Genomic DNA, 11,118 nt, shown 5'->3' with positions numbered 1-11,118 from the left:
TACCGCCGCCACCGCCGCCACCACCGGCCGGATCGACTACGCCGCCGTTGCCGCCCTTGGCGCTGTTGCTGCCGAAATTGACATTGTTCAGCGTGACGTTGGCGTTCGCTCCGACGAACAATCCGCCGCCGAGGCCCGCACCGCCACCGCCACCGCCGACGCCGCCATTGCCGCCGCTCGCAACCGCATTGATGATGGAGAGGTTCTTGAACGTCACCGCGCCTGACGTGACGACGAAGCCCTGATAACCGCGCGCGTCGATGACGTCGCTGTAGTCCTGCCCACCGAGCTGATTGTTGTAATCGGAGTTGCCGTCGAAGGTGAGCGTCGAGCCGTTCATCAGATTGATGGCCGGCAGATCGTCCAGCAATTGCAGCGTGCGCGCACCGGACGACAGCGAGAAATTGATCACGTAATCGGTGTTGGCCGCAGCGAGGCCGCCGCCGACGCTGATCGCCGAAATCGCGTTGTAGAGCTGGGTATAATCGTGGACGGGATCGCTGGTCGTCAGCGTCAGAACAACGGGATTCGACACAAGGACCTCGGCAATATGCATGAGCGACCGCGATCGGCCGCCGTTTCAAAAAATTGCTGATTAGTTACCTTGCGCCGCAAGTCATTGGCAATAATAACGAATTCTCATTTCGCGCACGGAGTTGCGATGGTCAATGGGTAAGGTTGACGGGCGTGAAAACCGCGCTGCGCAGGCTCCTGAGGGCAATCTTCGTCACGTTCCGCGGCACAGGCCGCGCGTTGACCGCGCGGCGAGGACGCACCAATGTGAACCCGGCAGCATGACGTTGCGCGCAATGAGAAGCGCCACGACAAAAATGTCAGCGACGCATCGCCGAATCACGGCCGGCTCGGTCGATGTGGTCTTGCTTCGCCTGTGGCTCCGAACCGATCTTTCGGCCAGACTGCTCGTGTTGGCGACCACGCTCCGAACGGCGTGCGCCGGAGCGAAGAATGCAGCATGATGTCTCCACGCGATAGAGCATGGCGCCCCCGTCAATGGACGGTGACGATGACAGCGTGCACGCTCGCGGTCGCTGCATGCATCGGACGCGCCGAAGCGGCCGGATGCAATTTCGAGATTCAGGGCGAAGGTCGCATCGCCGGCGTTGTCGATGCGCGGAGCCTGCGGCTCGACGACGGCCGTGAGGTCAGGCTTGCCGGCATCGAGGTGGCGGACCGGGCGAAGGCCACCGCAGCGCTGGCGGCGCTATCGGTCGGCCACGACGTGACGCTGCGCGGACAGGACGACACGCCGGACCGCTATGGCCGGCAGCCGGCCTACGCATTCCTCCAAGGCAGCGAGACGCCTATACAGAGCAAGCTGCTGCGTCAGGGCCTCGCGCTGGTGTCGTCCGAGATCGCCGACAAGGACTGCGCCGCGACGCTGATGGCGGCGGAAAGCGAGGCGCGGACCGCCCGATCGGGAACCTGGGCCGAGGCCACGGTCATAAAAAACGCTGAAAGTCCGGACGATATTTTGGCCGGGATCGGGCGTTTTACGGTGGTCGAGGGCAGGGTTTTGTCCGTGCGCCAGGCGGGCGCGACGACCTACCTGAATTTCGGCCGGAACTGGACTAGGGACTTTGCTCTGACTATTTCAAGGCGCATAGTCCCTGCGTTCGAGGCGGCCGGGCTTTCGCCCAAGTCTCTGGAAAATCGCAGGATTCGTGTGCGAGGCTGGGTGGAAGCACGACGTGGGCCGCGAATCGAACTGCTCCGGGTGGGGCAGATTGAACTGCTCGGCGGGAACTAGGGGGCCTTTTGGCCACACCCCGGCCGATTTACGGGACAATTTGTGAGTTTTTGACGTGATTGAGCGCGCAGGACGGCGTGAAGATGGGATTGGCCGCCGCCTTTCGGCAGCGCCTGTGCTCGTCTGCGCCGCCCTGACGCTGTCGGCCTGCGGCAATGTCGGCCGGTTCGAGCAGGTCACGCCCACCGCAACAGCAGCGCCGGTGAAGCCGAATCGGGTGGTGCAGCAGACCCCCAACAGCGAGCGCGAGCATGAGCGGATCCTGTCGTCCTATGGCGGCGCCTATGACGACCCCAAGCTCGAGGCCCTGATCAGCAAGACCGTCGAGCGGCTGGTCGCCGCCTCCGAACGGCCCGACCAGGCCTACAAGGTCACGATCCTCAATTCCGGCGCGGTGAACGCCTTCGCGCTGCCGACCGGTCAGCTCTATGTGACGCGCGGCCTGATCGCGCTCGCCAGCGACACCTCCGAGCTTTCTTCCGTGCTGAGCCACGAGATGGCGCATGTGCTGGCCAAGCACGCCGCGATGCGCGAGGACCAGGCGCGCCAGGCGGCGGTGGTGACGCGCGTCGTCACCGACATGAGCACCGATCCCGACCTCACGGCGCTGGCGCTCGCCAAGACCAAGCTGACGATGGCGAGCTTCTCGCGGCAGCAGGAGTTCGAGGCCGACGGCATCGGCGTCGGGATCGCCGCGCGCGCGCATTTCGATCCCTATGGCGCGTCGCGCTTCCTGACCGCGATGGAGCGCAACGCCGCGCTCAAGATCGGCAAGACCGCGCTCGATCCGCGCGTGCAGGACTTCACCTCATCGCATCCGGCAACACCCGAGCGCATCAACAATGCTCAAACCACCGCGCGGCAATATTCGTCGCCCGAGAATAACGAGCGCGACCGCGAGACCTATCTCGCCGCGATCGACAACATCGTCTATGGCGAGGATCCCAGCGAAGGCTTTGTGCGCGGCCGCAGATTCCTGCACCCAAAACTCGGCTTCACCTTCACCGCACCGGATAATTTCACGCTCGACAACACCGCGCAGGCGGTGATCGGCGTGCGCGAGGGCGGCAGCCAGGCGATGCGCTTCGACGTGGTGCGGGTGCCGGCTGAACAGACGCTCGGCGACTATCTGAACTCCGGCTGGATGGAAGGCGTCGAGAGATCCTCGACCGAGGACCTCAACATCAACGGTTTTCCGGCGGCCTCGGCCACCGCGCATGGCGACCAGTGGCAGTTCAAGGTCTACGCGCTGCGCTTCGGCAGCGACGTCTACCGCTTCATCTTCGCCGCCAAGCAGAAATCCACCGAGAGCGAGCGCAACGCGCGCGAGACCGTCAATTCATTCCGTCGCCTGACCCTTGAGGAGATCCAGGCCGCGCGCCCGCTGCGCATCAAGGTCATCAACGTGCAGCCCGGCGACACCGTTGAATCGCTGTCGCACCGGATGGCCGGCGTCGATCATCCGGCCGAGCGCTTCCGCGTGCTCAACGGCCTCGACGCCCACGCCCAGGTGAAGCCGCGCGACCGCGTCAAGATCGTGGTGGATTGAGGACTACCTGGCGCTGTCGTCCCGGCGAAAGCCGGGACCCATAACCACCGCCGTTCATTGTTGGAGAAGCTGGGGCCACAGCTTGCGCGAACAACGCAGCCCTGTGGTTATGGGTCCCGGCTTTCGCCCTAGTGCATGCACACATCTTCTGGAGTCTTCTCAAGGACTTGGCTGAAGAACGCAGAGAAATGACGACGTTTAGCTAAGCTGCGCTCGCGAACTTTGGTCATCGCCCCACATCCAAGTCCTTGATTAAGAGTCGGTTTTTCGATCGGAAAAGATGTGTGCATGCCCTAGGGCTTTCACCGGGACGACGGGTGGAGAGGTTTGGTGCGATTCAGTAGCCGGGATTGCGCTTCGCTGCATCCTATAAGCTACTTCGCCTTCTCCTTGAGGAAGGCGATGATGTCGGCCCGATCCTTCGGATCCTGGACCTCGTAGAACATCTTGGTGCCCGGAACCATCGCATCGGGACCGGTCAGCCATTTGTCGAGATTGGCCTCGGTCCACACGATCTTCGAGTCCTTCAGCGCCGGCGAGTAATTGTAGCCCGCGACCGAGCCGGCGAGGCGGCCGACGACACCCTTGTGCATCGGCCCGACGTCGTTCTTCTCGATCGAATGGCAATCGCCGCAGCCCTGGTACAGCGTGGCGCCGCGCGCGGCATCGCCCGCCGCACGGGCGCTGTTCAGGGCGAGCAGGATCGCAATCGCCGCCATTGCGGCTGTTTTGGCGTGCCGCGGCGCCAGGACGCCTGCGATCGAACGGATGGTCATTTCCCGGGGTCTCCTGTTGGTCACCGCAACAGGAGCAGCCTCACCGGCGATCTATTCCCGGAAATTCCGCGGGTTCGCAATTGTGCTGGACGCAAGCTGGATCGATCGCCGAGAATGGCAGTTGTTGCTGAAGTTTATTCCCGCCCGCGTGGAATATCCGCGCGGCCTCGCCGATCTCGATTCGCAGCTGCCACCTCCGCAGCGGCGCCGGGCTATTGGAGCATCCCCAGTGTTTCGCAATCGGCTCGGCGCCGTCGCTCGACTTGCCGGACTCGCGTGCATGCTGCTCGCTGCGCTCACAGCCGCAGCAACCACCGCCGCACGCGCGGACGGCTGCCCCAAGCCGAGCGACGAAATTGCGACCGACCGGCCCGACGTCACCAATTCAAGTATCGTCGTGCCGGTCGGGAGCCTGCAGAGCGAGAACGGCGTCAACCTGACCGGCCGCGACGCCGGCCGCAGCATCGACGGCAGCAACAGCCGCTGGCGGCTCGGGATTGCGCCCTGCCTCGAGGTGCTGGTCGACCTGCCGACCTGGTTCGGCAGCGTGAAATCGCCCGGTGCGTCGGGCTTTTCCGACGTCGCGCCCGCGATCAAATGGCAGATCAGCCCGCTGCCGGGGAAGATCGACCTGTCGATCGCCGCCGGCGTCGCGCTGCCGACCGGCGCGGCTGCGATCGCCGGGCGCGGCGCGCAGCCCTACATCCAGCTGCCATGGTCATGGGAGCTGCATGACGGCTGGGGCGTCAGCGGCATGTTCACGGAATTCTTCCGCCCCGCCGAACTGACCGGCCAGCACATGTCGGAAGCGACGTTCGTGATCGAGAAGAAGCTGACCGAGCGGATCAGCATGTTCACCGAATATGTCGGCGACTATCCCGACGGCGCGCGGCCGACCCAGCTGATCAACTCCGGCGGCGTATACCGGATCACGCCGACCCAGCAGCTCGATCTCCACGTCGCGTTCGGGCTCAACCGCAACTCGCCGAACTACATCGTCGGCCTGGGCTATTCGTTCCGCGTCGACGGATTGTTCCGGTAGTGAAAATCCGTAGCCCGGATGCAGCGCAGCGCAATCCGGGGAGGACTATCCGCGGTGAAAGCGGCCCCGGATTTCGCATCGCTTCATCCGGGCTACAGAGATACGAGAAGCGCGAGATCAACCTTCGGCTTCGCGCAGGCCGCTCAGCCACAGCGCCAGCAGCGTCCACACCGCGCCCGACAACAGATACGCGCCGGCCGAGATCAGGCCGAAATGCGTCGCCAGCAAAAGTGCGGCGAGCGGCGCGAAGCCGGCGCCGAACAGCCAGGCGAAATCCGAGGTCAGCGCCGAGGCCGTGTAACGATAGGTCCGCGCGAAGTTCGAGGCGATCGCGCCCGACGACTGGCCGAACGACAGGCCGAGCAGCACGAAGCCGAGCACCATGTAGACGGTTTCACCGAACGCGCCGGCATCGAGCAGCTGCGGGGCAAAGCCGCTATAGACCGCGATCGCAACCGCCGAGCCCAGCAGCAGCGGCTTGCGCCCGACGCGGTCGGCGATCATTCCGGAGGCGATGATCGCGACGACGCCGACCATCGCGCCGATCATCTCGATGATCAGGAAGCGCACCGGGCTTTCCTTGGTGAACAGGAACACCCAGGACAGCGGAAACACCGTGACCATGTGGAACAGGGCAAAGCTCGCCAGCGGCGCAAACGCGCCGAGCAGGATGTTGCGGCCCTCCTGCGCGATGGTCTCGCCGACCCGCGCCGGCTCGAGGTCGCGGCTCTCGAACAGCTCGGAATACTCGTCGGTCGCCACCATGCGCAGCCGCGCGAACAGCGCCACCACGTTGATGGCGAAGGCGACGAAGAACGGATAGCGCCAGCCCCAATCGAAGAAATCATCTGCAGAGAGATTGCCGGCGAAGAACGCGAACAGCGCGCTCGCCACGATCAGCCCGAGCGGCGCACCGAGCTGCGGCACCATCGCATACCAGCCGCGCTTGTTGGCCGGCGAATTCATCGCGAGCAGCGAGGCGAGACCGTCCCACGCGCCGCCCCAGGCGATGCCCTGCAGCACGCGCGCGGCGGCCAAGAGCCAGATCGCCGCGACGCCGATGGTGTCGTAGCCGGGTAGGAAGGCGAGCGCGACCGTGGCGGTGCCGAGCAGGAACAGCGCAATGACGAGCTTGGCGCCCTTGCCGTGGCGGCGGTCGACCGCCATGAAGATGACGGTGCCGAGCGGCCGCGCGGCAAACGCCAGCGCGAAGATGCCGAATGAATAGAGCGTGCCGGTCAGCTCATTGACGAACGGAAACACCAGTTTCGGGAACACGATCACCGAGGCGATCGCGTAGACGAAGAAATCGAAGAACTCCGACGTGCGGCCGATGATGACGCCGATGGCGATTTCGCCGGGTTTCGCCTGCCCGTGACCTGATGCGGTCGGGGTGCCGTGAGCCATTGCTGGGGCCTGTGCCATCGCCGGAGAACCGTCCTTTGGAGCATGATCCGGAAAAGTGGAAACCGGTTTTCCGAACCGGTCATGCTCAAGCAAGAGATGAGGCCACGGGCTCTTCGCCACGCAGTCCACCTCACCTTCTGGCCTCTTATCCCGCAGTGCAACATTGGACAAATTGTCCAATGTCAACTTTGCTGCATCGCAGCTACCCCTTGGCGGAACTCATAAAATTCCAGTGGGGTGAGCCGTGCGCGCCTTGAAATTATTGGCCTTATTGCCGTTCGCGGCGCTTCTTGGCGGGTGCGATTTCGTCGTCCTGGCCCCTGCCGGCGACGTCGCCGTCCAGCAGCGCGACCTCGTCGTGATCTCCACCGTCCTGATGCTGATCATCGTGCTTCCGGTGATGGCGCTGACCGTCTTCTTCGCCTGGCGCTACCGCCAGTCCAACACCGCGGCCCCCTATGAGCCGGAGTGGGATCACTCGACCCAGCTCGAGCTCGTGATCTGGTCGGCGCCGCTGCTGATCATCATCTGCCTCGGTGCGCTGACCTGGATGGGCACCCATCTGCTCGATCCCTATCGCTCGCTCGGCCGCATCGCCGCCGACAAGCCGATCGAGAGCAAGGACGCCCCGCTCAATGTCGAGGTGGTCGCGCTCGACTGGAAGTGGCTGTTCATCTACCCGGATTACGGCGTCGCCGCCGTCAACGAGCTCGCAGCTCCGGTCGAGCGCCCGATCCGCTTCCGCATCACGGCGTCCTCCATGATGAACTCGTTCTATATCCCCGCCCTTGCCGGCCAGATCTACGCGATGCCCGGCATGGAGACCAAGCTGCACGCGGTCTCCAACAAGGAAGGCACCTATCGCGGCTTCTCCGCCAATTACAGCGGCGCCGGCTTCTCCGGCATGCACTTCGAGTTCAAGAGCCTGTCGGGCGCCGATTTCGACAAGTGGATCGCGACCGTCAAGGCCAGCGCCAACCTGCTCGGCCGCACCGACTATCTGCAGCTCGAGCGTCCGAGCCAGAACGATCCGGTCCGGCTCTACCGCTCGGTCGATCGCGATCTCTACAAGGCGATCCTCAACATGTGCGTCGAGCCCGGCAAGATGTGCATGAGCGAGATGATGGCGATCGACGCCAAGGGCGGCCTCGGCCGCGAGGGCCTCAACAACACGCTGCCGCTCACCTACGACAAATACGCCCGCCGCGGCGCGCCGCTCGGCACGGAGCCGACCTTCGTCGCCGGCATCTGCTCGATGGACGAGATCAAGGACGCGCCGTCGCGCGAGATCACCGCGCCGCTCGATTTGACCCCGCTGCGCGGCTTCGGGCTGAAACGCCCGCCGTTCTCGCCCGCGTCATCGACATCCTTGCTGCTCGGCCAGCGTCCGAAATCAGAGTCCTGAGGAGGACCGCATGAATCCCGATCTCGTCAAGATGATCTTCGGCCGCCTCAATCTGGAAGCGCTGCCGCTGCATGAGCCGATCCTGGTCGGCACCTTCGCGGTGGTGGCGACCGGCGGGCTCGCGCTGTTTGCCATCGTCACCTACTTCCGGCTCTGGAGCTATCTGTGGCGCGAGTGGTTCACCACCGTGGACCACAAGCGCATCGGCATCATGTACATGATCCTCGGCATCGTGATGCTGCTGCGCGGCTTCGCGGATGCGCTGATGATGCGCCTGCAACAGGCGATCGCGTTCAACGGCTCCGACGGCTACCTCCCGGCCCATCACTACGACCAGATCTTCACCGCCCACGGCGTGATCATGATCTTCTTCGTGGCGATGCCGCTGGTGACCGGCCTGATGAACTACGTGGTGCCGCTGCAGATCGGCGCCCGCGACGTCTCCTTCCCGTTCCTCAACAATTTCAGCTTCTGGATGACGGTCGGCGGCGCCGTGCTGGTGATGATGTCGCTGTTCGTCGGCGAATTCGCCCGCACCGGCTGGCTCGCCTACCCGCCGCTGTCGAACATCGGCTACAGTCCCGACGTCGGCGTCGACTATTACATATGGGGACTACAGGTCGCCGGCGTCGGCACCACGCTATCGGGCATCAACCTGATCTGCACCATCGTCAAGCTGCGCGCGCCGGGCATGACGATGATGAAGATGCCGGTGTTCACTTGGACCTCGCTCTGCACCAACGTCCTGATCGTCGCCTCCTTCCCGGTCCTGACCGCGGTGCTGGCGCTGCTGTCGCTCGACCGTTACGTCGGCACCAACTTCTTCACGAACGACTTCGGCGGCAACCCGATGATGTACGTGAACCTGATCTGGATCTGGGGCCATCCCGAGGTCTACATCCTGGTGCTGCCGGCGTTCGGCATCTTCTCCGAGGTGACCGCGACGTTCTCCGGCAAGCGGCTGTTCGGCTACACCTCGATGGTCTACGCCACGGTCGTCATCACCATCCTGTCCTACCTGGTCTGGCTGCATCACTTCTTCACGATGGGCTCCGGCGCCAGCGTCAACTCGTTCTTCGGCATCACCACGATGATCATCTCGATCCCGACGGGCGCGAAGATGTTCAACTGGCTGTTCACGATGTATCGCGGCCGCATCCGCTTCGAGCTGCCGATGATGTGGACGGTGGCGTTCATGCTGACCTTCGTGATCGGCGGCATGACCGGCGTGCTGCTCGCGGTGCCGCCGGCCGACTTCGTGCTGCATAACAGCCTGTTCCTGATCGCGCATTTCCACAACGTGATCATCGGCGGCGTGCTGTTCGGCCTGTTCGCCGGCATCAACTACTGGTTCCCGAAGGCGTTCGGTTTCAGGCTGGATCCGTTCTGGGGCAAGCTGTCGTTCTGGTTCTGGGTCTCGGGTTTCTATTTCGCCTTCATGCCGCTCTACGTGCTCGGCCTGATGGGCGTGACCCGAAGGCTCCGCGTGTTCGACGACCCGTCCCTGCAAATCTGGTTCGTCATCGCCGCCTTCGGCGCCTTCCTGATCCTGCTCGGCATCGGCGCGATGCTGGTGCAGTTCGCGGTCAGCATCTTGCGCCGCGAGCAGCTTAAGGACACCACCGGCGATCCCTGGAACGCGCGCACGCTGGAATGGGCGACCTCGTCGCCGCCGCCGGACTACAACTTCGCCTTTACTCCGGTGGTCTACGACAACGACGCCTGGTGGGATATGAAGCGTCGCGGCTACAGGCGTCCGCTGACCGGCTTCAAACCGATCCACATGCCGTCCAACACCGGCACCGGCATCATCCTCGCCGGCCTCGCCACCGCGATGGGGTTCGGCCTGATCTGGTACATCTGGTGGCTCGCCGCCGTCAGCTTCGTTGCGCTGCTCGCGGTCGCGATCGGCCACACCTTCAACTATCACCGCGACTTCCACATCCCGGCGGATGAGGTGGTGCGGACCGAAGATGCGCGGACGCGCGTTCTCGCCGCGGGAGCCCAGACATGAGCGTAGCAACCACCCAAATCTCCATCCAAGGCTCCGAGCCGGTCTTCCACGTCATCGACGAGCACGATCATCCGGAAGGCGCCAGCACCATGCTGGGCTTCTGGATCTACCTGATGAGCGACTGCCTCATCTTCGCGATGCTGTTTGCGACCTATGGCGTGCTCGGCGGCAACTATGCCGCCGGCCCGGCGCCGAAGGACCTGTTCGACCTCAAGCTGGTCGCGCTCAACACCACGATGCTGCTGCTCTCCTCGATCACCTATGGCTTTGCCATGCTGACGATGGAGAAGTCGAAGATCGGCCAGACCCAGCTCTGGCTCGCGATCACCGGCCTGTTCGGCCTCGCCTTCCTCGGCATCGAACTCACCGAGTTCGCCCACATGATCCATGAGGGCGCGACGCCGCAGCGCAGCGCCTTCCTGTCGTCGTTCTTCACGCTGGTCGGCACCCACGGCCTGCACGTCACCTTCGGCCTGGTCTGGCTGGTGACGCTGATGGTGCAGACCGCGCGTTTCGGCCTCACCACAGCCAACCGGCGCCGGCTGATGTGCCTCTCGATGTTCTGGCACTTCCTCGACGTGGTCTGGATCGGCGTCTTCACCTTCGTCTACCTCCTGGGAATGCTGCGATGACAACAGACTCTCACGCCCTGCACTCCGACGGCGGTCACGGCAATGATGACCATGGCGGCGCCGCCCACGGCTCGCTGAAGAGCTATCTGATCGGCTTCGGCCTCTCGGTGATCCTCACCGCGGTGCCGTTCTGGCTGGTGATGACGGGAACCATCGCCGACAAGGCGGTCACCGCACTGATCGTGCTGGTGCTCGCAGCGGTGCAGATCGTCGTGCACATGGTGTACTTCCTGCACATGAACACCCGGTCCGAGAACGGCTGGACCATGATGGCGATGATCTTCACCGTGGTCATGGTGGTGATCGCGCTGACCGGCTCGCTGTGGGTCATGCATCACCTCAACATCAACATGATGCCGATGCACGACATGAGCCAGATGCCGTGACGATGCGGAGCAGCAGTCGCCCTTCTTCTTCACCTCTCCCGCTTGCGGGGGAGGTCGGGTCGCATCGAAAGATGCGATCCGGGTGGGGGCTCTCTCCACACAATGACTCATCGGATTCGTGGCAAAACCCCCACCCCGG

General features: G+C 64.0%; 9 protein-coding genes and 1 pseudogene. 7 read left to right on the top strand and 3 right to left on the bottom strand.

What is annotated here, in order from left to right; all coding sequences use genetic code 11:
• A pseudogene (locus tag AKN84_RS43495) lies at window positions 1–535 on the bottom strand (hypothetical protein); the annotation flags it as partial.
• Between the two features lie 489 nt (window positions 536–1,024).
• On the opposite strand from AKN84_RS43495, the gene AKN84_RS43490 reads away from it, so the two are divergent.
• Window positions 1,025–1,768: a thermonuclease family protein gene (locus AKN84_RS43490; protein ID WP_050426476.1), complete on the top strand. Its 744-nt coding sequence runs from the start codon at window positions 1,025–1,027 to the stop codon at window positions 1,766–1,768.
• A gap of 55 nt (window positions 1,769–1,823) precedes the next feature.
• Entirely contained in the window at window positions 1,824–3,317 is a 1,494-nt protein-coding gene (locus AKN84_RS43485; RefSeq protein WP_050426475.1) for a M48 family metalloprotease, read from the top strand.
• Window positions 3,318–3,691: 374 nt separating this feature from the next.
• On the opposite strand, the gene AKN84_RS43480 is transcribed toward AKN84_RS43485, so the two are convergent.
• The gene (locus AKN84_RS43480; protein ID WP_050426474.1) at window positions 3,692–4,093 is read right to left on the bottom strand and encodes a c-type cytochrome; all 402 of its coding nucleotides are present in this window, start codon (window positions 4,091–4,093) and stop codon (window positions 3,692–3,694) included.
• Between the two features lie 121 nt (window positions 4,094–4,214).
• Between AKN84_RS43480 and AKN84_RS43475 the strand changes: the two genes are divergently transcribed.
• Window positions 4,215–5,135, top strand: coding sequence for a transporter (locus AKN84_RS43475; RefSeq protein WP_244485789.1), 921 nt, complete (start codon window positions 4,215–4,217; stop codon window positions 5,133–5,135).
• A gap of 117 nt (window positions 5,136–5,252) precedes the next feature.
• Here AKN84_RS43475 and AKN84_RS43470 read toward each other — a convergent pair whose 3' ends face one another.
• Window positions 5,253–6,542 carry an MFS transporter gene (locus tag AKN84_RS43470; protein WP_050426473.1) on the bottom strand — a complete coding sequence of 430 codons (1,290 nt, stop codon included), beginning with the start codon at window positions 6,540–6,542 and terminating at the stop codon, window positions 5,253–5,255.
• A gap of 244 nt (window positions 6,543–6,786) precedes the next feature.
• Between AKN84_RS43470 and cyoA the strand changes: the two genes are divergently transcribed.
• Genes cyoA through cyoD form a run of 4 tightly spaced genes read left to right on the top strand, consistent with a single transcriptional unit; the run spans window position 6,787 to window position 10,979 of the window.
• A complete protein-coding gene (gene cyoA, locus AKN84_RS43465; protein WP_050426472.1) occupies window positions 6,787–7,947 on the top strand; it encodes a ubiquinol oxidase subunit II in 1,161 nt (386 codons plus the stop codon).
• 10 nt (window positions 7,948–7,957) lie between these two features.
• Window positions 7,958–9,961 carry a cytochrome o ubiquinol oxidase subunit I gene (gene cyoB / locus AKN84_RS43460; protein ID WP_050426471.1) on the top strand — a complete coding sequence of 668 codons (2,004 nt, stop codon included), beginning with the start codon at window positions 7,958–7,960 and terminating at the stop codon, window positions 9,959–9,961.
• Window positions 9,958–10,593, top strand: a complete 636-nt coding sequence (cyoC, locus tag AKN84_RS43455) for a cytochrome o ubiquinol oxidase subunit III (RefSeq protein ID WP_050426470.1) — start codon at window positions 9,958–9,960, stop codon at window positions 10,591–10,593. The genes cyoB and cyoC overlap by 4 nt, the downstream gene beginning before the upstream one ends.
• Window positions 10,590–10,979: a cytochrome o ubiquinol oxidase subunit IV gene (cyoD, locus tag AKN84_RS43450; protein WP_050426469.1), complete on the top strand. Its 390-nt coding sequence runs from the start codon at window positions 10,590–10,592 to the stop codon at window positions 10,977–10,979. Before cyoC ends, cyoD begins: the two co-directional genes overlap by 4 nt.
• Window positions 10,980–11,118: the final 139 nt, after the last annotated feature.

Origin of the sequence: Bradyrhizobium tropiciagri, from assembly GCF_001189845.1 — a bacterium.
Lineage (GTDB): Bacteria > Pseudomonadota > Alphaproteobacteria > Rhizobiales > Xanthobacteraceae > Bradyrhizobium > Bradyrhizobium tropiciagri.
The sequence above is the reverse complement of the archived record's forward strand: the minus strand, read 5'-3'. Positions and strand labels throughout refer to the sequence as shown.